Source organism: Pseudonocardia sp. (assembly GCF_025965585.1).
Taxonomy (GTDB): domain Bacteria; phylum Actinomycetota; class Actinomycetes; order Mycobacteriales; family Pseudonocardiaceae; genus Pseudonocardia.
Genome location: NZ_JAOPWR010000246.1, coordinates 1 through 21,119 on the forward strand (window position 1 = coordinate 1; position 21,119 = coordinate 21,119).

Sequence of the window (21,119 nt, forward strand, 5' to 3'; positions counted from 1 at the left end):
CGGGTGATTCCCGGGGGTGTGGGGGTCTGCGCACCACGAGCCACGCGAGAGCACCGGCCGGGATGACGGACCAGTGGCTGATCAGGCGGTAGAGCAGGACCGCGGCCAGGGTGCCGGTCGTGCAGCCGCCGAACGCGACCAGAGCCACGGCCAGGCTGCCCTCCACGACGCCGACGCCGCCGGGGGTGATCGGCAGGCTGGCAGCGATCTGCCCGGCGCAGTAGGCGAGCAGCAGCCCCAGCCACGGAGGATGCAGGCCCAACGCGACAAACGCCACGGCCAGCACCGCGATGTCGGCCAGCCAGCTGATCAGCATTGCTCCTGCGGCGGTCGCGACCGCGCCCGGGGAGAGCCGCAGGAGATGTAGCTGCGCCCACCAGACCTGAGCTCTGGCCGATACGGCCGCGACGTCACGACGGACCCGGATCCAGCCCACGGCATCCCCGCGACTGTCATCCTGGGACAGGGCACCCAGGTGGACGGCGGTTCTCAGGTCGGCTCGAAGTCGGCGCACCGGACCCAGCAGCCGCGCGATCTGCCCACCCGGTCGCGCATGGCGCAATGCCTGGATGACGGCGATGGTCGCCAGCAGCAGCCCGAGCACGATCAGAGCGGCTTCCTGAAGCCCGGGAAAGGGGTTGGCGGCCCCTGTCGCGCCGGCCAACGCAACGGCCACGATGCCCAGCACGGCTAGTACCGCCACGTAGAGCAGCGTGGCGACGGCGAACGCCCAGCCCGCGACGATCGTGGGAACACGACGGCGGTGGAGCTGCTCGACGGCGACCACACCGCCGGCCGCGAATCCGAAAGGCAGGCAGTAGGCGACAGCGTCCCCGGCCATCGTCATCGCGCCCAGCACCGGCGCGCTCACGTGCGCCTTCCGTGCCTTGCGCGAGTTCTCGCGGGCCGGGGCTGCGGTAGGGGTCCCGGAGCGCAACACGATCCCCATCGCGCTACCACGGGTCAGATAGCAGACCGCTTCGGCGAGAACTGCGGCCACCACCCAACCGGGACAGACCCTGGCGAGGGCGGTGACCGCGGCGAGCAGCTCGTCGCGACTGCCGGCCAGCACCGGAACGGTCAGCCCGATCCCGGTCAGTCCGGCCGCGACGATCGCCACGCGCCGTCCGTGCGGCCGCCATCGCTGGGTCAACCAGCCGATCGCGCGGCCTCGCCATGCCGGCGTGTCGAGGACCAAGACGTCCGGGACGGCCAACTTCTCGGCGTCCTTCATGCCGGCGCGTCGGCACAGGTGCGACGCGGGTCGCCGGCGGGACGGTATGCGGTCAGGAACCGGCCGGGGTCGCCGGCCGCGCGGGCACCGTTGTGCAGCCACCGGCGGACCCCGGCGGGGCCGCACTGCTCGAGTCCGGCCCGGTTCGGCTCGGGCCCGCACTTGACGGGATCGACGAGGGCCCGCCGCACCGGCCATGCGGTCGCCGCGACGATCAGCAGGACGGTCGCGGGTGGGGCCGATCCCGTGATCGCCACCACTCCCTGCACGGCCAGACCGGCCGAGACGATCGCGGAGGCCGTGACGTGGCGGGGTCGAGAAACGATGTCGATGGCGTCGGGGGACTGGGCGAGAACAGCCGCGATGTCGATGCGCAGCTGCTCGGTGTTGATCAGGATGACGGTGCTGCCGGTGTTCTTGATCGTGAGGTTGCCCGTGATCAGGACGGCCACCGACGTCGTGCCGGTGTCGGTTTCGACGCGGATCTCTCCGGTGACCCCGGTGGTGCCGCCACGAACGGGCAGCACCCCAGATATCGGCCCACGAACCCGACCGTCGAGTACCGCGCGTCGATGTCCGGTCGGGGGCAGCACACGTGCCGGGGTGTCGTGCGGTGTCGTGTGGGCCGAAGCCATGACGCTCCTTCTCGCCGGCGGCGCCGCCGGACTCCTCGACGGCCGACCCCGCGCCTCGCGGCTGGACTCAACCGGAATCGGCACGTGACCGAGCGGCGCCTGAAGCTGGTTGCGGTAGGCGCGCCCGCCTGTAGAGAGATAGCGGAGCCGGTTACACCCACGGCTCCCTGCGGACCACTCCACCGAGCGTTTCCCGCCACGAGAGAGCAGGCGATGACGACCGTCTGGCGGATCCGCCACATCGCCTGAACCCGCGGGTTCAGCGTTCCGACGAGAGTCGTTCGAGCACGAAGTCGGGCCGGGCGGTGCGCTCTACGTGGGCTGGCCCGAGACCGTCGCCCAGAAGATCGCGGCGATCATGAAGGTGCTCGGCGTCAACCACTTCGACCTGAGGTACGGCATGGGCGGTCTCTCACGACAAGCTCATGACCAACAATCGAGCTCGTCGGGCCAGGTCGCCCCCTCCGGGGTGCGCGAGCTCCTGGCCTGACCCCCGACCCAGTCCGCGGCGTGTGGTCGGCCGGCGCTGCAGGTATGGCGGCTCTTCGATCTTGACCGGGCAAACCTGAGGTTGGACCCGTGCAGCGCGCCTGAACGAGAGCGGCCCGCGACTCCTTGATCCGCGACTCCTTGATCCTCGCTGTGTCTTGGAGCAGCGAGGAGAGCCGCGGACCGTGGTTGACCGCAGCGATGATGCGTCGTGCTTGTTGGGCCTGGAGGGCTGGGCGGTGGAGCGTGTCGTGCTCACCGCGCTCGGGGCGAGGGTCGTGCAGCTGGTCACCGACGATCCGGTCGCGGCCCGCAAGGACTGGATGCTGACCCGCCCGCACGATCTGCCGTGCGGCGGCGCCCAGCTGGCGGTGCAGTGGCGCAAGCGGCGCTGGCGCCGCCGAACAGGGGACTGTCGGTGGCAGACGTTCACCGAGCAGGTCGCGCAGGTGCCGGCGGGGATGCGCACCACCACGAGGCTGCGGGTGGCGCTCGCGGTGGCGGTCGAGGACGGCCGCGCTCAGTGCGAGGTCGTTGCGGCGCATCAGGTGTCGTGGCCGACGGTGCAGCGCGCGTTGGTCGCCCGCGGCGCGCTCGAGCTGCTCGAGCCAGAGCCGGTTCGGGTCCTCGGGATGGACGAGACCCGGTTCGGGCGCCCACGGTGGCTGCCTGATGGCGTCCATGCCGACGGTCGGATCCGGTGGTAGCGCACGGATCCGTGGGAGACCGGGTTTGTCGACAGCACCGATGGCCAGTCTCTGTTGGGGCATGTCGACGGCCGCACCGGTGCCGCGGTGCAGGCCTGGGTGGCTGCCCGCACCGAGGAGTTCCGGGCCGGGGTCGCGGTGGTGGTCATCGGGCCGCACGCCGGCTACGCCGCTGCCGTCGTCCGGGCCACGCTGCCCGAGGCCGCGATCGCGGTGGACCATTTCCACCTGGTCATGTCGGCGAACAGGGCGGTGACCGCCCGTCCCGACCGGGCAGATCCTTTCGGCGTGGATCGCGAAGGAGGAGCGCCGCGCGCTCTGTGCGACCGCCGCCCGCGGCGGGCACCACCACGAGATCGACCGTCGACCCTGGGCAGGGTCCCGCCTCGGTTCGGAAGGAAGCACACCAATGCGCAGACAGATCACACAACAGTGCTTGTCGCTGTGGACGATCCCGCGCTACCCGGGGGGCATCACGGATGCGCCTACCTACCGCCGCGGCGATGAGGAGGCCGCGTTGGTTGTCAGTAGCTGGTAGCGGCGTTGCGGGGTTCGACTTCGGCGAGCAGCACGGTGACGTGGCGCCTGTTGTTGATGTTGTGGACGTCCGACGATCGGCGCGACAAGGCTGCGGTGTGGGCTGGGGAGCACCCGGAGCTCGACGCCGGGGTCCCAGCGCTTCCACCGCGCACACAACCGGTCATGGCTCGCTGCGCTGCCCGTGGCACGGCTACGAGTTCGAGGTCGCTTCGGGCCGATGTCCGGCTGATGCCCGGCTGAAGCTGCGCAGCTACCGGTGATGGTCGAGGACGGGCGGATCGCGCTCGGACAGGATTCGGCTGCTCACATGGACGGGAGCAGCAGTCGATGAGGATCCAGGCCGACCTCGAGTGGTGCGAAGGACACAGCTCATGCGTCTCAGCGCTCCTCGATCTCAGCGAGGACGGAACGGTGCTCGTCCTGCAGTCCGAGGTGACGCCGGAGCGGAGCGACGAGGCTGCCGATGCCGTGCCCAGCTGCCCCGTCGCGGCGCTGCGGCTGATCGGGTGATCAGCGGCCGCGTCGTCGTGGCGCGCCGCTGCGGCTGTCGCACCCGAGGCACAGAGCGTCGAGCTGCGTCACCGACCAACGGACGCCTGGTCCGAGGCCTGGAACAAGTCCTCCGCGTGGTGCGAATATCGTCAGGCCCGGGCCCGACGAGAGTCCTCGTATTTGTCGCATGCGGAAGCCGACCCGGTAGGCTCGGTTTCAGCTTAGGCGGACGAGGGGGGCCGATGACCGCGGCAGCGGCGGATCTTCCCCCCGATCAGCTGGACGGACTGGTGACGGTCCTCGACCTCGTCCGCTGGGGCGAGGCGCGGACGCGACCCGAGCTCGGCCGGCTGTCCGGGCTCGGTCGCACGGTCATCACGCAGCGGGTCGGCCAGCTGATCGAGTCCGGTCTGGTCGAAGAAGGGAGCCTCGGCCCGTCGACGGGTGGCCGAGCACCTCGGCAGCTGCGATTCCGTGCAGAGGCCGGAGCAGTTCTCGTGGCCGAGCTTGGTGCCACCCACATCTCCGTCGGGATCACCGATCTCGCCGGTAAGCTCCTCCAGCATCGTGAGCAGCCGTGGGACATCGCGGCCGGGCCGGATTCGTCCCTGCGTCAGGTCGAGGCGGCGTTCGACGAGCTGCGGGCGATGCCGGGCAACCCGGATATTTGGGGAATCGGCATCGGCGTTCCCGGGCCGGTCGAGATGGCGACCGGGCGCCCCATCGCTCCGCCCATCATGCCGGGTTGGGACGGTTATCCGGTGCGTGACCGGCTCAGCGCGCAGTACGGCGTCCCGGTGTGCGTCGACAACGAGGTCAATGCCATGGCACTCGGCGAGTACCGTGCCGGCCTCGGGCGAGGAGTCCCGGACCTCGTCTACCTCAAGCTCGGAACGGGCATCGGGGCCGGCCTGATCTCGGGGGGCCGGCCGCACCGAGGAGCACAGGGATGCGCCGGTGACGTGGGTCATGTCGCGGTCGTCGATGACGACGCCATCGTGTGCCGCTGCGGCAATGTCGGGTGTCTGGAGGCGCTTGCAGGTGGCGCTGCACTGGCGCGGGACGCGACCGCAGCCGCCACCGCCGGACGGAGCCCGATGCTGGCCGACCGACTCGCCGAACAGGGCAAGCTCGAAGCCAAGGACGTGTCCCGAGCCGCGCAGCACGGCGATCCCGTGTCGGTCGACCTGCTCAGCCGGTCGGGACGACTCGTCGGCACGATGCTCGCGACACTGGTCAACTTCTACAACCCGTCGTTGGTGATCATCGGCGGCGGAGTGGCGGCCTCTGGTGACATGCTGCTCGCCGCGGTGCGCCAAGCGGTGTACCGTCGCTCGCTCCCGCTGGCTACCCGTGACCTCAGGATCGCCCGGTCCCCGCTGGACGACCGCGCCGGCTTGATGGGGGCGGGCTTCATGGTCGTCGACGAGCTGTTCTCCGCCAGCCGCATCGGTACCTGGATCACTGCTGGGACCCCGGTCGGGCGTCCCGAGCTCATCAGCTGAGGCGCCGGACATCAACTCTCATCGCGCGACTCGCTCCAGCCAGTCCGGCGGGGCGGCCCAGCTCAGGCCGTCGACGTCCATCTCCCGCTGGCCCGGAACGCGGATCCGAGTGAAGGTCATCTCGGGAGCGCTGAGCGGGACGGTGGCGTCGAGACCCATCTTCGCGCCCACCCCGCCGTCAGTGGAGGGATCGAGCTTCGAGCCCTGGGTGCCTGCGACGACGACGAGGTCGCGGTCGGCCTGGAACCGAGTCGCTACCGCCCACTCGACCTCCGTGGGGTCGTGCACGTCCACATCGGTGTCCACGACGGTGACGTGCTTGACGTCGTAGTGGACGGCGAGCGCGCCGAGGATGACGTTTTTGGCCTCGCCCTCCGAGCGCTTGTCGATCTGCACAGCCAGGTGGTATCGGCAGGTGCCGCCGCGGGAGAGGTGCACGTCGCGCACCGAGGGGAAGCTGCGGCGCAGGTGCGACAGGAACGACGCCTCGCGGGGAATGCCGCCCAGCAGCAGGTGTTCCCGGCTTCCGCCGACGATGGTGTGGAACAGGGGCGTACGGCGGTGCGTCACCGCCGTCACCTCGATCACGTGCCGCAGCGCGCGCTCGCCATAGTACTGGGGGAACTCCCCGAAGGGCCCCTCCGGCTCGCGCACGTCGGCGAGCAGCCTGCCCTCCAACACGATCTCGGCGCCCGCGGGCACGCGGATCTCGTTGGTCAGGCACCGGGTCACTGGTAGTGCGGACCCGCGCAGGGCGCCGGAGATCTCCAGCTCGTCGTGACCGATGGGCACGATCGCCTGCGACGCCAGCAGCGTCAGCGGGTCCACCCCGATCACCACGGCCACGTCGAGGTCGCGGCCGGCCGCCTCCTGCTCCTGGAAGAACGCCAGCGTGTGCCGGGGGAGCAGCAGCGCGCCGAGCCGGTCCGGACCGCTGACCTGCAGTCGGTGGATGGCCACGTTCTGGACGCCGGACTCCGGGTGGCGGGTGATCAGCAGCCCGGCGGTGATGTACGCGCCGCGGTCGTGCTCGTTGTGCGTCGGGATCGGGAGCAGCCGGGTGAGGTCGACGTCGCGGTTCACCACCTCCTGGCAGCGCGGGTCGGCGACCTCCTCGCTCGGCACCGGTTCGAGGCACGCCTGCTCGAAGTGTCGCAGCAGCTCCTGCTGTGGAACGCCCATCGCCTCGCACATCCACGCCCGTTGCGAGAGCAGGCCGGAGATCACCGGAACCGGGTGGCCGCCCGGACGGGGGAAGACCGAGGCGCTGATGCCGTCGAGACGGTTGGCCAGGCCGGCGACGCCGTGGACCAGGTCCATGCCGGGGGCGCCGAGGGTGAGCCGTCCGGTCGCCTGGAGATGGTCGAGCCAGCCCCGCAGGGTCGCGCCGATCGGGAGGGGAGCGGTCGCCCCGCTCGCGGGACCGGAACCGGAACCGGACTGCACGGTCATCGGGGTGCTCCTTGGGCTGCGGCCTGGCCCCCGGGCGTGTCGAGCAGGGGGCGGAGGAACCGCACCGACTCGGACGCGAGCACGTCCATCGACGGGGCGACCGGGCGCCAAAGCGACACCGCGCGGGCGATCTCGCGGACCGTCGGGAGGAACGACTCGACGACGACCGCACCGGTGTAGCCCACCTCGTCGAGCGCGGCGACCGTCCCGGCCCAGTCGCTGTGCCCGGTGCCGGGGGTGCCGCGGTCGTTCTCCGAGGCCTGCACCGCGCGGACCCGGCTCCCGGCCGCGAGCACGGCGCCGGGGAGGCTCTTCTCCTCGATGTTCATGTGGAACGTGTCGAGCAGCAGCCCGACGTGGTCGGCATCGATGTCGGCACACAGCCGCATGCCCTGTTCGACTGTGTTGACCAAGTCGGTCTCGAACCGGTTGAGCGGCTCGACCGCTAGGCCGACGCCCGCCTGGGCGGCAACCGACGCGACCGCGCGGAGGCTCTCGACGGCGCGGTCCCACTGGGCGCTGCGCTCGTCGGGCTCGAGCAGCCGTGCCTGACCCGTCGGTGCGTACATCGGGCCGCTGACCAGCGGGCTGCCGACCTCGGCGGCGAAGGCGACGCAGTGCTCCAGGTAGTCGCGCCCGTCCTGACGGCGGGCCGGCTCCTGGTGGGAGACGTCGCGGCCGGGACCGAATGCCCCGCAGACCAGCACCGACAGGCCCTCGTCCCGGGCGGCCCGCGCGACCCGTGCCGCCGTGAGGACGGCGGGGTCCTCAATGCAGACCTCGACCAGGTCGTAGCCCCATGCACGGACCTTGGCGAACAGATGCAGGTCCTCGTCGGAGAACGGGGAGGCGAGCACGAACGTGCTGAGCCCAATAGGGCGTGAGCTCACGTCAGCTCCTCCCGCCCAGTGCCCGCCGGGTCCGCACCTTCTCCTCGACCGCGCGCAGCGTGCGGATCGCACGCTCGGTGTAGCGGTCGAAGAACTCCTCCTGGCGACCGGACGCGAACGGGTCGGCCGCCGCGGGAAGCAGCTCGAAGCTGACGTACCCGGCGTAGCCGATCTCGATCAGCACGTCGACGATCGGCTCGAAGTCGATGAGCGCCCCGCCGGGGGCCGTCCGGTCGGAGTCGGCGAGGTGCACGTGCTGCAGCACCCCGGCGCTCGCCCGGAACGCCTCGACGATCGAGGCCTCCTCGATGTTCATGTGGAACGTGTCGCCCTGCACACCGCCGTTGGTGAGTCCGGTGGCGGTCCACAGCCGGCGGGCCTGCTCCAACCGGTTGAGGAAGTAGGTCTCGTAGCGGTTCCAGCACTCCAGGGAGAAGCTCACACCCTGCTGGGCGGCGTAGTCGCCCGCGGTGCGGATCGACTCGACCGCCCACTCCCACTCGACGTCCGGATCGGCCAGCGGCGCCGTCTTCATGCAGGCGGTCGGGTGGACGACGACGGTCGGGCAGCCCATCGCCGCGGCGAAGTCCGCGAGGTCCCTCACGTACTCGACTGCGGCAGCCCGGCGGCCGGGATCGGGGTGCACCAGGTCGCGGTCCGCCGTGTAGATCGAGCAGATGCTGCTGACAGCGATGCCGGCGTCGGCGGTGAGGCGCGCCACCCGCTTCGGGTCGATCCGCTCGGGCTCGCCGACGATCTCGATCGCGTCGTAGCCGAGGCGGGCGACGCGCGCGATCGAGTCGCCGATGTCCTCCCCGGCGTAGGCGAGGGAGTTGTAGGCGTACCGGAACGTGGTTTCGGTGCTCATGCGGGGACCTCCACCCAGGTCGATGTTGTGGACGAGGTGATGACGGCGTCGGTGAGCGCTGCGGCGCGGACCCCGTCGTCGAACGTCGGGAGCCCCTCGGGTCGTTGGCCGCGGATTGCTTCGTAGGCGTCGGCGACGAACGCGTTGAAGCAGTCCTGGTAACCCTGCGGATGCCCTGGCGGCAGGACCGACTGGCGGGGGGAGAGGCCCGGCGAGCCGCGGTGCAGCACGCGCGTCTCGGTGGAACCTCCGATGTGGACGGTCTCCGGATTCTCCTGGTCGAAGCGGTAGGAGGTGTCGAAGCCGTCGAGGGCGAAGGTCAGCTCGTTCTTGTGGCCCGCGGCGACCTGGCTGACCACGACCGACCCGGAGGCTCCGCGGTCGGTCGTGAACTGCACCGTGGTCTGGGTACCCGAGCCGGTCGTCCGGGCGTTCAGGTCGGTGATGCGCTGACCGCTCACGAACTCCACGAGGTCGCACCAGTGCACCCCGATGTCGGCGAACGCCCGGAACGCACCTCCCTCCGCAGCCTCGCCCCGCCAGCCCGCCGGCGCTCCCGCCGCCTGCCAGTCCTGCAGGTAGGAACCGCGCAGCATGTGCAGCACGGCGCCCCCACCCGCGGCCAGGCGTGACCGGATCTCTCGGACCGCGGGGTAGAAGCGGTAGACGAAGGGAACCGTGGTGACCACTCCCGACGTCGCCGCCAGGTCGGCGAGCAGCCGGGCCTGCGGCAACCCGACGGCCAGCGGCTTCTCGCAGATGACCGGCTTCCCGGCCTCGATCGCCCGCCGGGCGAGGGGCACGTGCAGGGAGTTCGGGGTGCAGATGTGCACGACGTCGACGTCGTCGGCCTCGATCAGAGCCTCGGCGTTGTCGGCGCAGGCCCCGGCACCCAGTCGAGCCGCCGCTTCGACCGTGCTTTGCGGGCTCGCCGAAACCACCCGGCTCACGGTGCAGCCGGCGACGCGCACTGCGTGGGCGTGCACCGCCCCGATAAAGCCGGCGCCGATGATCCCGGCACGAAGTTCGTCACTCATCGGGGCGCTGCTCCAGAGGGGTCGATAGGGGCCCGGTCGCGGATGGCTGCGAACGGCGGGGATGAACGGTCGGCGGATCGCGCGACGGGGGTGGCCGGCGCGGGCGGACAGCCACCGAGGCTGTCCGGTGTGGCCCCGTCCCCGCCGACGGGGCAGGCGACCATTCGTACCGTATTGATTGATACGCACAAAAGTCAATCGATGTCGGCCAGAAGTCTCGTTCTGTTCCGCGGCGACCCCGCCAATGATTGGGCCCATCTGGTTCCGCCGGCGTACCGGTAGGTGTACGGCGACCGATGGAGGTCCCCAGAACTGCTTGACATATGTCTGCAGCAGACATAAGACTGCGGCCCTGCGATCGAAGCGACCGTCGTCACACCGCACGTGGGTCGAGATCGCCCTGCCGTTCGACGAGGAGCGCCTGTGCCTGCCGTCCCCTGGAGCGGGTCGTGAGCCCGCAGTCGTCACCCCCCACCGCCAGCGCCGGTGGTGTCCGAGTTGCGGTCGTCGGTTCCGGCCCGGCGGGTGCGTATGCCGCCGCGCAGCTGCTGGCTATCCGCGAGCCGGCCGTCGAGGTGCACGTCTTCGACCGCCTGGCGACGCCGTGGGGCCTGGTCCGGGCCGGGGTCGCCCCGGACCACCCGAAGATCAAGTCCGTCACACGGGTGTTCGAGCGAACGGCGCAGCTGCCGGGCTTCCACTTCCTCGGGAACGTGCGGGTCGGTGTGGACGTGTCTCACGACGAGCTGCTCGGCCACTACCACGCGGTCCTCTACGCCACCGGCGCACCGGGCGACCGCCGCCTCGGTATCCCGGGAGAGGAGCTCGCGGGCAGTCACGCCGCCACCGGCTTCGTCAGCTGGTACAACGGCCATCCGGACGCCGCCGACACCCGCTTCGACCTGTCCGTGCGACGCGCGGTGGTGGTGGGGAACGGCAACGTCGCGCTGGATGTGGCGCGGATGCTCGCGCTGACGCCCGACGAGCTGGCCCGTACCGACATCGCAGACCATGCCCTCGATGCGCTCGCGGCGAGTCAGGTGGAGGAGATCGTCGTCCTGGGCCGCCGTGGTCCCGCCGATGCTGCCTTCACCACCCCCGAGCTGCGGGAACTCGACCGCCTCGCCGACTGCGACGTCGTCGTCGATCCCGCCGACCTCGCCGACGGTGCGGTCAGCGGTACCGGCACGGGGCTCGCCCTCAGAGTCGCAGACAACCTCGACGTGCTGGCCGGGTTCGCAGCGCACGAGCCCGCCGGGCACCGCAGACGGATCGTCCTGCGGTTCCGGGCCTCACCCCTCGAGCTGACCGGGAACGGCCGGGTCCAGGGGGTGCGCGTCGGGCACAACGAGCTCGTCGGGACGGCCGGCGGCCCGTCGGTCGCGGTGCCGACCGGCCGGGTCGAGTCGATCGACGCCGGCCTGGTCCTGCGGGCGATCGGCTATGTGGGCCGTCCGGTACCGGGCCTGCCCTTCGATGGTGGCACCACGCGGATCGGCAACGACCGCGGCCGGGTCCTCGACCCGGTGTCGGGCGACCCGTTGCGAGGGGTCTACACCGCCGGCTGGATCAAGCGGGGTCCCTCCGGGGTGATCGGCACCAACAAGAAGTGCGCGCAGGAGACGGTGTCGCTGCTGGTGGAGGATCTCGCCGCAGGCAGGCTCGCCAGGCGGTCGCCGGCCCCGGCCGAGAACCTGCTGGGGGAGCTGGCCCGGCGGGGGGTCGAGGTCGTCCCGTACGCGGGATGGGCTGCGATCGACGCGCACGAGCAGGCGCTGGGTCGTCCCTTGTCCCGACCGCGGGTGAAGGTCGTGCGTCACGAGCAGCTCCTCTCCCTCGCCGGACCGGGGGCGGGCACGACATCTGTCAATTCTGCCTCTTCTTCTGCTCTCGACCAATTGACATCTGCGCATCACATGCATAAGAATGGGAGCAGCAAGCCTGCTTCGATGGCACCGGCGCGCACGACGACGCCGAAGACCTGAACCGCACTTTCACTGCACCGGAGAACGGCCGCCCCCACAAAGGGCCCGGCCGCACCCGGCCGTTCATTCCAGCAGGTCACGACCGCGCCCGTCCGACCCCGCGCCATTCATGGTCATTTTCCGCCCGTGATCGCGCGGCTCGGTCGTCGATGGTGTCCGCCGTTTTCCCGCGCTCGTCGAATCTGCACCGGATCCCCCTCCGGTGAGCTTTTCTTCCCTCGTTTTCGTTGGACAAAAGGAGTCGTAATGCGACGGATCGGTAGGCGCCCGTTCGTGGCGCTGGTAGCCGTGGTGACGGCCGGGGCGCTGACCGCCTGCGGCGGCACCTCCTCCACGGAGTCGGCCACGGCCCCGGGCCAGGTGACGCCGGTGAGCGCCACCGTCCTCGCCGCCTCGACGCTGGCGCCGGTGTACGCGGGAGTCAAGAACGGCGTCTTCACCAAAGCCGGGATCGACTTGACGCTTACTCAGGCCGCACCGTCCGCGGTCGTGCCCGCGGTGGTCAGCGGGTCGTCCACCGTCGGCTACCTGGCGATCCCGTCCATCCTGCTCGCGGCCAGCAAGGGCCTCCCGATCAGGATCGTGGCGAACGCCGGCGCCTCTCCCGACTCACCGGTGGTCGTTCCGAACGACAGCCCGGTCAAGAGCTACGCCGATCTCAAGGGCAAGCGGATCGCCGTGCACAACCTCGGTGGGCTCGGCCAGTTCGCAGTGGTCGGAGCGCTGTTGAACAACGGGGTCGACCCGAAGAGCGTGCAGCTGCTCGAGGTGCCCTTCGGCGACATGGAGTCCGCGCTCGACCGCGGAACCGTGGACGCCGCCTGGCTCATCCAGCCCTTCGCGGGCCTGGCCGAGAAGCACGGTAAGACGCGGTCCCTCGGCTCGTCGGTCGAGGCCGCGAACATGACGGCGCTGGGAAGCGCCTACTTCTTCACCCTCGACGAGACGGTCCAGAAGAACCCCGACCTGATTAGCCGGTTCGTCGACGCGGTCAAGCAGTCCAACAGCTACGGGCTCGCGCACGTCCAGGAGATGGTCGACATCGTCCCGTCCTTCGCGAAGGTCCCGCCGGAGGTCCTCGGCCCGAAGCTGGTAAGCGCCACCTACGGCGAGATCCCCATTGACCAGCTCAAGCGGGTCAACGACTTCATGGTGAAGAACGGGTTCCTGACCAAGTCGGTGGACATCGACAGCCTGGTCTGGGCAGGCCGGTGACCGCGCCGGACCGTACCCGGTGCGGTCCGGGACGGAACTGACCCGATGTCGACGAGGAGGAGTCGGTGAGCGAGATGCTGCTCGAACGGGCGGACCGCGTCCGGCGACGGGGCCCCGCGGGAAGGGCGGCGTCCGGCGCGCTGGGTGTGCTGGGCGTGCTGGTGCTGCTGCAGGCCATGTCCCTGCTGGGGATCGTGGACCGGGCCACCTTCCCCCCGGTGACCGAGGATATCGCCGCGCTGGTCGGCGAGATGCTCACGGCGTCGTTCTGGACGGCGGTCGCCGGCACCATGAGCGGCTGGGCGATCGGGCTCGGCCTGGCGATCCTCATCGCGGTTCCGGTGGGCATCCTGGTGGGGTCGTTCCCGCTGGCCTACCGGGCTGTGCGGGTCCCGATCGAGTTCCTGCGGCCGATCCCCTCGGTCGCGCTCATCCCGCTGGCCGTCCTGCTGTTCGGCACCGGGATGGAGTTCAAGCTGTTCCTGATCGTGTTCGCCTCGATCTGGCCGATCCTCATCCAGGTGCTCTACGGGGTGCAGGACGTCGACCCCGTCGCCAGCGACACGGCGCGGTCCTTCGGCTTCGGCCCGGTGGCCCGGCTGGTGCGGGTGACGCTGCCCAGCGCGCTGCCCTACGCCGCCACCGGACTGCGGATCTCCGCGTCAATCGCGCTCGTCCTGGCTATCACGGCGGAGATCGTGGTGGGGGCGCCCGGTGTCGGCGGGGCGATCAACTCCGCCCAGCAGGGAGGCTCCTACACCCTGATGTACGCGCTCATCCTCGCGACCGGCCTGCTGGGCTGGGGTGTCAACGTCGCACTCGAGCTCACCGAACGCCGGGTCCTGCGCTGGCACGTCTCGCACCGTCCGACGGGAGCAGCATTGTGAGCCGCACGGGAAGCAGGACCAGCAGGCCCCACCGCGTCACGGGCACGGCACTCGAGATCGCCGTCCCGGTCCTGATCCTCCTCGTCTGGGGGATCTGGTCGGCCCGGGCGGGAAGCCTCTACTTCCCGCCGCTGACCGACATCGTCGAGGCGTTCTGGACGACGCTGCTGCTGGACCGGTTCGTCAGCGACGTGCTGCCCAGCCTCGGCCGGCTGGCTTGCGGGTACGTGCTCGGTGTCGGCCTCGGGGTCGTGGCGGGCTTCCTGCTGGGGCTCTCGGAGCCGCTCACCCGCATCTCCGGCCCGGTCGTGCATTTCATGCGGGCCCTGCCGGCGCCGGCGATCCTGCCATTCGCCCTGCTCGTCTTCGGACTCGGCGACGGGATGAAGATCAGCCTCATCGCCTTCGGCTGCTTCTTCCCGGTGCTGCTGACGACCATTGACGGCGTCCGCGGCATCGAGCCGGACTACCTCGCCGCCACGCGGGTCTACGGCATCGGTTGGGGCGACCGTCTGCGGCACGTCATGCTGCCGGCCGCACTGCCGCAGATCGTCGGTGGGATGCGGACGAGCCTGTCCCTCGGGTTCATCCTCATCGTGATCAGCGAGATGGTCGCGGCGACATCAGGCATCGGTTACTTCGTGCTCCAGGCCCAGCGCACGTACGAACTGCCGAACATGTGGGCAGGAATGATCCTGCTCGGCCTTCTCGGATACATCGTCAACGTCGCCTTCGTCCTCGTCGAGCGACGGGTGTTGCGCTGGCATCGAGGAGCGCGAGCAACAGCGGGCGCGCAATGAGCCCCGTCTGCCGGACGTCGTCGAGAGGAGCAGCACGATGCTCGAGATCAACCACCTGAGCAAGACCTACGGGACGGGCGACACGGCCACCACGGCCGTCGCGGACGTCACGTTCACCGTCGAGAAGGGCGAGTTCGTCTGCGTGGTGGGCCCGTCGGGCTGCGGCAAGACCACGCTGCTCAAGTGCATGTCGGGGCTACTCTCGCCGACCTCGGGCGAGGCCCGGCTGCACGGCGTCCGCATCGACAGCCCGCCGCGGCAGATGGCGCTGGTCTTCCAGGACTACAGCCGCTCGCTGTTCCCCTGGATGACCACGCGACAGAACATCGTCTTTCCCCTGAAGAACAAGGACGTCGACCGGGCGACGGCTCGCAGGCTCGCCGACGAGGCCGCCGAGTCGGTGGGCCTCGGGGCGTTCGGCGACCGCTACCCGTGGCAGCTCTCGGGAGGTATGCAGCAGCGGGTAGCCATCGCCAGGGCGATGGCCTACCAACCCGAGATCCTGCTCATGGACGAGCCGTTCGCCTCTGTCGACGCCCAGACGCGCGTGGACCTCGAGGACCTGACACTGCGGCTGCGCAACGACTACGGGGTCACCGTCGTCTTCGTGACCCACGACATCGACGAGTCGGTGTACATGGCCGACCGCGTCGTCATGCTCACCCAGCGCCCCACGCGGGTGGGCGAGATCCTCGACGTCGACCTGCCCCGCCCCCGCGACCAGGTGGCGACCAAGGAGCTACCCCGGTTCGCCGAGCTGCGGGCGCACGTCTACACCGCGATGAAGCGGCCCGGCGCGGCGGAGCTGCGTCCGCCCGTCGACCCGGTGGCGCCGGCGAGCGACACGGGTCTCGCCTCGGAGATGAACCTGCAGCACTGACCCATGCTGCGTCCCGCAATCTCACGACACGCCAGGAGAATCATGCGCATCGTCGCCGTCGACATGGACCTCTGCGAAGGCCATGGCAAGTGCTACCTGACGGCCCCGGACCTGCTCCGGCCGCAGGACGACGCGGGCCGTGCGGAGTTCTACGCCGACCCGATCGACCCCGCCGACACCGCCGCGGTCCGCCGTGCGGACGGGACGATCGCCGGCTGCCCGGAGCGGGCGCTGACATGGGCTGAGGTCTGACTGCGCCGTCCGCCCCCGCCATTCGGGACACACCGAGAGGAACCAGCATGAGCCTGTACACCCGTTTCGATCACTACAACCCGCCGATCGGCCCGGACGGGACGCCGTACGAGTTCTACGAGGCACTGCGCGACGAGGCGTTGGAGACCGATACGCCGATCGGCTGGAGTGAGGTCTACGGCGGCTTCTGGGTGATCACGGGGTGGGCCGAAGCCAAGGAGATCCAGCGCAACACCACCGCGTTCTCCAACGCGGGGACGACGTTTCCGACCTACGACACCCCCAACGACCGGCCCCTGATGCTCGCCGGCAGCGACGACCCTCAGCACGCCAAGTACCGCAAGTTCGTGCAGGCGCGCTTCTCGCCGGGCCAGGCTCAGAGCTTCAAGGATCGGCTGCGGGTGGTCACCAACGAGCTCATCGACTCCTTCGTCGAGCGCGGCCGCTTCGACCTGGCCGACGGCTTCACCAACGAGCTGCCCGCCCGGCTGACGGCCATCATGGGCGGCCTTCCGGAGTCCGACACGGGCCTGTACCGCACCTGGGTGCACGCCGCGGCGCAGCTGTCGGTGGCCAAGTCGGGCGCTTCCGCGGCCTATATCCGGGAACTCGACGAGTACTTCCAGGCCAAGATCGGGGAGTGGCGCTCGCGTCCCGACGGCGACTACATGGCGATGATCGCCCAGGGTGACATCGACGGCGAGCCGCTCACCGACGCCGAGGTCAAGGGCTTCTTCTTCGGGCTGCTGCTCGGCGCCATCGACAACACCTCCTACTTGCTCGCCAGCATGTTCTGGCGGCTGTCGTGGGACCACGAGCTGCGCCGCAGGCTGGTGCGTCACCCGGAGTTGCTGCCCAGCGCGATCGACGAGTTCCTGCGCTTCTATTCCCCGGGCATCTCCGGGCGCCTGGTGCTGGAGCGCATCACCCTCGGTGGGGTCACGATGGAGCCGGGCCAGCAGGTCGTGATGCTCCACCAGGTCGAGAACCGGGACCCACGCGAGTTCGAGCATCCCGACGTCTTCGTGCCGGACCGCTCCCCCAACCGCCACTTCGCGCTCGGCCTCGGCATCCATCGGTGCCTGGGCATGCACATCCTGCGCGTCGAAGCCCAGGTCATGGCCGAGGAGTTCTTCAAGCGCATCCCGGAGTGGCGGCTCGACCCGGACCGCCCGGCCCGCTGGTACGCCGGTCAGGTCAGCGGGATGGCCACCGTTCCGATCGTGTTCCCGCCCGGCGGTGGCCTGCCCGAGCCCGGCTGGGTCCCCGGCCGCGAATCGGCCCACGCATGAGCGCGGGCACCACGGCTCGCGCCGCTCTGCCCACGGTCGAGGGCCCGCTATCCATGACGGCAGGATCACGCCCGTTCATGGTGGCCAGGGGTGACCTGGAGGCCGCTGGCTTCGTCGTCGAGGAGTACCTCGTCGGCGGCACGGCGGACGTCTACGACTGGGGCCCGGACGGGACGTCGGCCACCCCCGTCGTGCGCACGCCTGACGCGCCGTACCGCACGCGGATCCTCGTCCGCAGGCCCGCCGACCCCGCGCGGTTCAGCGGGAACGTCTGGGTCGAGCTGAGCAACCCTTCGCGCGGGCACGACGTGGAGCTGCAGTGGTGTGCGGCGACCGACAAGTTCCTGCGCGACGGCGATGTGCACGTCGCGCTGACGATCAAGCCGATCGCCGTCGCCGCGCTGCAGCGTTTCGACCCGGTCCGCTACGCGTCGCTGTCGATGGCCAACCCACTGCCTCCGCACGAGCAGGCCGTCGGCTCGCTGCCCGGCGAACCCGGTTACGACGAGAACGTCTCGAGGCTCTACGAGAACGGGCTGGCCTGGGACGTCATCAGTCAGGTCGGGCTCTTGCTGCGGGCCGGCGGCGAGGGCTCGCCGCTGGCCGGCTACGACGTCCGGCATGTGTTCGCGACCGGCGTCTCCCAGACCGCGTTCTTCCTCAACACCTGGATGGCGAACTTCGCCGGGCCCGCGGCGGAGGCTGCGGGTGCCTCTGTCTACGACGGCGTGGTCGCGTTCATCGGGGCGGGGAAGACCGTGCCGATCAACCAGGCCGTCGCGGCGACCGCCCCCGAGGACCCGCGCAGCGCGTTGTCGCGCGGGCACGTGCCCTTCATCCGGTCCGACTCGCAGAGCGAACCGTTCACCCTCGACGGGTGGCGGACGCGCAGGCCCGACAGCGACGACCCCGCGGACCCCTACCGGCTCTACGAGTACGCCGGCACCTCGCACGGCTGGTCCGACATCTACAACCACCAGCCACCGCTCGCCGACGTGCTCGCCTCCGGGGCGGAGCCGCTGACGTTCGCCACCTGTGCCGAGCGCGTCTGGAACAGCCTGCCGCGGCAGTACCTCGAACCCGCCGTGCTGGCCAACATGGAGCGCTGGGTGGCCGACGGGACGGTCCCGCCCCGGCAGGCGGAACCGCTGCGGATCCTGGAGCCGGGGACTGCGTCGGCGCGCTTCGCGACCGACGATCACGGCAATGTGCTCGGCGGCGTGCGGACGCCGTACGTGGACCTGCCCACCCGCATCTACCACGACCGGGCCACCGACTCCTCCCCGCGCAACCTCGGCCGGTTCTTCGGCCACGAGGTGCCGCTCGGGAGCCGGGTTCTGGAGCGGCTCTACCGCGACCACGCCGACTACGTCGCTCGCGTGGATGAAGCGGTCGAGGTGATGCTGGCCGACCGCTGGGTCGAGCCGGCCGAGGCCGAGCACATTCGCGCGCAGGCGCGCTACACGGCGATCCCGTAGCCGGGGTCGAGAGGGAGTGGCATGGCATACGTGATCGGGCAGACGTGCATCGGCGAGAAGCGCGGGGAGTGCGTCCCCGTCTGCCCGGTGGACTGCATCCATCCGACACCCGACGAGCCGGGGTACGCGAGCTCGGAGCAGCTCTACATCAATCCCGACGAGTGCATCGACTGCGAGGCCTGCAAGGACGCGTGCCCGGTGAACGCGATCAGCCACGAGGAGTTCGTGTCCGCGGACCTGCACCGTTTCATCGAGATCAACGCGGCCTTCTACCGGTGAGAGGACGGGGAACGTGGTGAGGACACGGCTGCGGTGCCCGTGCGGCGAGATGATCACAGCGCCGGACGAGGACCTGCTGGTCGAGCGAGCCTACGAACACCTGGCCGCCGAGCATCCGGCGCTGGCCGATACCTACACCCGCGACGAGGTCCTGTTCATGGCCTACTGACCACGGCCGCATGCCGCGATGACAGGATCGACAACGCAGGGGGGAGGGGTTCACATGGGCGCCGCGCTGCCGGGATCCGGCGCGGACGGGGAGCAGTGGGACTCGCTGGTCGCGGTACTCGACTTGATCCGGCGACGAGGTGTGCGCACGCGGGCCGAGCTCGGCCGGCAGCTCGCCCTCGGCCGGACGCTGGTCACACAGCGGGTCGGCCAGCTGATCGACAGCAGCCTGGTGCACGAGGGCCCCCTCGGGTCCTCCATCGGCGGGCGGGCAACACGGGAGCTGTGCTTCCGGGCCTCGGCCGGCACCGTGCTCGTCGCCGAGCTCGGGGTGACGAAGGTGAGCGTCGGCCGGACGGACCTGGCCGGGACGCTCATCGAGCACCACGAACAGGCGTGGGACATCGCGCAGGGGCCGGAGGCCTCGCTGCGACAGATCGGTGACCTATTCGACGCGATGCGCCCGGCGGAGCCGGTCTGGGGCATCGGCCTTGGCGTGCCCGGGCCGGTGGAGTTCACCTCAGGCCGCCCGATCGCGCCGCCGATGATGCCGGGCTGGGACGGATTTCCGGTCCGGGACTGGCTGGCCGCCCGCTATGCCGCCCCGGTCTGGGTGGACAACGAGGTCAACGCGATGGCGCTGGGGGAGCACCGCGCCGGGCTCGGCCGAGGGGTCGACGACCAGGTGTTCGTCAAGATCGGTTCGGGCATCGGTGTCGGACTCATCTCCGGCGGACGCCTGCACCGGGGCGCGCAAGGCTGCGCCGGCGACGTCGGGCACATAGCGGTCACCGATCCGGTCGGGACGATCTGCCGCTGTGGGAAGAGCGGCTGCCTGGAGGCAGTCGCCGGCGGCTACGCGCTGGTGCGGGACGCGACGGCTGCCGCGGAGCAGGGCCGCAGCGAGCACCTCGCGGCGCGGCTGCTCGCCGCGGGTCGGCTGGAACCACGGGACATAACAGGCGCGGCTGAGCTCGGTGACCGCGTCGCGTTAGAGCTGATGAACCGGGCGGGCCACCTGATCGGGGAGATGCTGGCGATGCTGGTCAACTTCTACAACCCCTCGCTCATGGTGGTCGGCGGCGGTGTCGCCGCTGTAGGGGATCAACTGCTGGCGGCGATCCGCCAGAACGTGTACCTGCGATCCCTTCCGCTGGCGACACGCGATCTGCGCGTCGTCGCCTCCGAGCTGGAGGATCGTGCCGGTCTCGTAGGCGCCGGACTGATGGTGATCGACGAACTGTTCTCCCGGGAGCGGTTCCGGTCGTGGTTCGACGACAGTTCTCCGACCGGTCGGCCGGAGCTCACGGCGAGCTGAACCCATGCTCCGACTTGGGTTGGGTTCGGCGAACTCGCACGCTGTGAGGCGCACCCGGCTGGGGAAGGGAGGGGAGGGGCCCGCAGCACGACCGGACCGGCCGGCGCGGCCCACCCGCCGAGTCAGCTGCCTGGGCCCCGACGACGATCTACCACGACGTGCTCGGACCGAATGCGTGGTGCGCCTCGATCGGTTCGCCCTGGGCTGCCTCAGGATCGCGTCGTCGGAGGCGCCAGGGACGTCGGCGCGAACGCGACCTCCGGGTGCACGCGCTCCCCTGTCGCTGATCCAGCTGCTGAGCAGGGCGATAGCGTCCGCGGACGGTGAGCCGGGTTCGGTCGAATAGATGACAGCGTCTGCTCCGGGTCGTCAGCGGAGCAGAGGCCTCGCACTCGATGGTGAGATCGCCGACGAAGGGATGCCGGGAGTGCTTCCTGCCGTGCGTCCGCTCGGAAACGCTGCGATCGGCCCACCAGCGCGGGAAGTCGGGGCTGCGCAGGGAGAACTCACCGACAAGGGCCGCGAGCTGGAGGTCGCCGGGATGCCGTTCGGCGTCAAGCCGCAGGATCACCACGGTCTCGGCCGCGATGAGGAGCTATCGCCGGCCGCCGGGCACCGTCCCCGTCTACTACCTCCTCTCGGGCTTCCGCGCGCCGTTCGTTCTCGCCAGCGCGGCGACAGACCCGGCAGTGCCGTGCAGTCTTCGGCCGTCTCGT

Annotated in this window: 21 protein-coding genes and 1 pseudogene; 15 read left to right on the plus strand and 7 right to left on the minus strand. The window is 70.4% G+C overall.

Features of this window, described 5'->3' with window-relative positions:
• Both JWR81_RS15770 and JWR81_RS15775 read right to left on the minus strand, forming a co-directional pair.
• The coding region (locus tag JWR81_RS15770) for a flippase-like domain-containing protein (RefSeq protein ID WP_297652359.1) at nt 1-1,120 on the minus strand (1,120 nt) is incomplete at its 3' end.
• Nucleotides 1,121-1,230: 110 nt separating this feature from the next.
• Nucleotides 1,231-1,761 carry a hypothetical protein gene (locus JWR81_RS15775; RefSeq protein WP_297652361.1) on the minus strand — a complete coding sequence of 177 codons (531 nt, stop codon included), beginning with the start codon at nt 1,759-1,761 and terminating at the stop codon, nt 1,231-1,233.
• Nucleotides 1,762-2,185: 424 nt separating this feature from the next.
• Here JWR81_RS15775 and JWR81_RS15780 point away from each other — a divergent pair, with 424 nt between their 5' ends.
• The 5 genes and pseudogenes from JWR81_RS15780 (at nt 2,186) to JWR81_RS15795 (ending at nt 5,602) form a co-directional block, all read left to right on the plus strand.
• A complete protein-coding gene (locus tag JWR81_RS15780; RefSeq protein WP_297652364.1) occupies nt 2,186-2,359 on the plus strand; it encodes a hypothetical protein in 174 nt (57 codons plus the stop codon).
• 184 nt (nt 2,360-2,543) lie between these two features.
• A complete protein-coding gene (locus JWR81_RS15785) occupies nt 2,544-3,065 on the plus strand; it encodes a hypothetical protein (protein ID WP_297652366.1) in 522 nt (173 codons plus the stop codon).
• Nucleotides 3,066-3,101: 36 nt separating this feature from the next.
• A pseudogene (locus tag JWR81_RS34390) lies at nt 3,102-3,572 on the plus strand (transposase); the annotation flags it as partial.
• Between the two features lie 360 nt (nt 3,573-3,932).
• Complete coding sequence (locus JWR81_RS15790) at nt 3,933-4,115, plus strand: ferredoxin (RefSeq protein WP_297652369.1); 183 nt, start codon at nt 3,933-3,935, stop codon at nt 4,113-4,115.
• Between the two features lie 224 nt (nt 4,116-4,339).
• Nucleotides 4,340-5,602, plus strand: coding sequence for an ROK family protein (locus JWR81_RS15795; RefSeq protein ID WP_297652373.1), 1,263 nt, complete (start codon nt 4,340-4,342; stop codon nt 5,600-5,602).
• Nucleotides 5,603-5,620: 18 nt separating this feature from the next.
• Here JWR81_RS15795 and JWR81_RS15800 read toward each other — a convergent pair whose 3' ends face one another.
• From JWR81_RS15800 to JWR81_RS15815, 4 genes are read right to left on the minus strand one after another with little or no spacing between them, the layout of a single operon-like run.
• Nucleotides 5,621-7,054, minus strand: coding sequence for a UbiD family decarboxylase (locus JWR81_RS15800; protein WP_297652376.1), 1,434 nt, complete (start codon nt 7,052-7,054; stop codon nt 5,621-5,623).
• Nucleotides 7,051-7,944 (minus strand): sugar phosphate isomerase/epimerase, encoded by an 894-nt coding sequence (locus tag JWR81_RS15805; protein ID WP_297652379.1) that lies wholly within the window; start codon nt 7,942-7,944, stop codon nt 7,051-7,053. The genes JWR81_RS15800 and JWR81_RS15805 overlap by 4 nt, the downstream gene beginning before the upstream one ends.
• Nucleotide 7,945: 1 nt before the next feature.
• Entirely contained in the window at nt 7,946-8,812 is an 867-nt protein-coding gene (locus JWR81_RS15810; protein WP_297652382.1) for a sugar phosphate isomerase/epimerase family protein, read from the minus strand.
• Entirely contained in the window at nt 8,809-9,849 is a 1,041-nt protein-coding gene (locus JWR81_RS15815) for a Gfo/Idh/MocA family oxidoreductase (protein WP_297652385.1), read from the minus strand. The genes JWR81_RS15810 and JWR81_RS15815 overlap by 4 nt, the downstream gene beginning before the upstream one ends.
• Nucleotides 9,850-10,298: 449 nt before the next feature.
• Between JWR81_RS15815 and JWR81_RS15820 the strand changes: the two genes are divergently transcribed.
• From JWR81_RS15820 to JWR81_RS15865, 10 genes are all read left to right on the plus strand, one after another.
• Nucleotides 10,299-11,834: an FAD-dependent oxidoreductase gene (locus JWR81_RS15820; RefSeq protein WP_297652388.1), complete on the plus strand. Its 1,536-nt coding sequence runs from the start codon at nt 10,299-10,301 to the stop codon at nt 11,832-11,834.
• Between the two features lie 246 nt (nt 11,835-12,080).
• Nucleotides 12,081-13,049 carry an ABC transporter substrate-binding protein gene (locus JWR81_RS15825; RefSeq protein ID WP_297652391.1) on the plus strand — a complete coding sequence of 323 codons (969 nt, stop codon included), beginning with the start codon at nt 12,081-12,083 and terminating at the stop codon, nt 13,047-13,049.
• A gap of 74 nt (nt 13,050-13,123) precedes the next feature.
• A complete protein-coding gene (locus JWR81_RS15830) occupies nt 13,124-13,936 on the plus strand; it encodes an ABC transporter permease (RefSeq protein WP_297652469.1) in 813 nt (270 codons plus the stop codon).
• Nucleotides 13,933-14,736: an ABC transporter permease gene (locus JWR81_RS15835; RefSeq protein ID WP_297652394.1), complete on the plus strand. Its 804-nt coding sequence runs from the start codon at nt 13,933-13,935 to the stop codon at nt 14,734-14,736. The genes JWR81_RS15830 and JWR81_RS15835 overlap by 4 nt, the downstream gene beginning before the upstream one ends.
• Before the next feature lie 37 nt (nt 14,737-14,773).
• The gene (locus JWR81_RS15840; protein ID WP_297652398.1) at nt 14,774-15,616 is read left to right on the plus strand and encodes an ABC transporter ATP-binding protein; all 843 of its coding nucleotides are present in this window, start codon (nt 14,774-14,776) and stop codon (nt 15,614-15,616) included.
• A gap of 42 nt (nt 15,617-15,658) precedes the next feature.
• On the plus strand, nt 15,659-15,868 hold the full coding sequence (locus JWR81_RS15845; RefSeq protein ID WP_297652401.1) for a ferredoxin: 210 nt from the start codon (nt 15,659-15,661) through the stop codon (nt 15,866-15,868).
• A 47-nt stretch (nt 15,869-15,915) separates the two neighbouring features.
• A complete protein-coding gene (locus JWR81_RS15850) occupies nt 15,916-17,160 on the plus strand; it encodes a cytochrome P450 (RefSeq protein ID WP_297652404.1) in 1,245 nt (414 codons plus the stop codon).
• Nucleotides 17,157-18,638, plus strand: a complete 1,482-nt coding sequence (locus JWR81_RS15855) for an alpha/beta hydrolase domain-containing protein (protein WP_367278798.1) — start codon at nt 17,157-17,159, stop codon at nt 18,636-18,638. Before JWR81_RS15850 ends, JWR81_RS15855 begins: the two co-directional genes overlap by 4 nt.
• A gap of 21 nt (nt 18,639-18,659) precedes the next feature.
• Nucleotides 18,660-18,917, plus strand: a complete 258-nt coding sequence (locus JWR81_RS15860) for a ferredoxin family protein (RefSeq protein WP_297652410.1) — start codon at nt 18,660-18,662, stop codon at nt 18,915-18,917.
• A gap of 223 nt (nt 18,918-19,140) precedes the next feature.
• The gene (locus tag JWR81_RS15865) at nt 19,141-20,403 is read left to right on the plus strand and encodes an ROK family protein (RefSeq protein WP_297652413.1); all 1,263 of its coding nucleotides are present in this window, start codon (nt 19,141-19,143) and stop codon (nt 20,401-20,403) included.
• 148 nt (nt 20,404-20,551) lie between these two features.
• Here JWR81_RS15865 and JWR81_RS34395 read toward each other — a convergent pair whose 3' ends face one another.
• A complete protein-coding gene (locus tag JWR81_RS34395; protein ID WP_367278799.1) occupies nt 20,552-20,977 on the minus strand; it encodes a hypothetical protein in 426 nt (141 codons plus the stop codon).
• Nucleotides 20,978-21,119 lie beyond the last annotated feature (142 nt).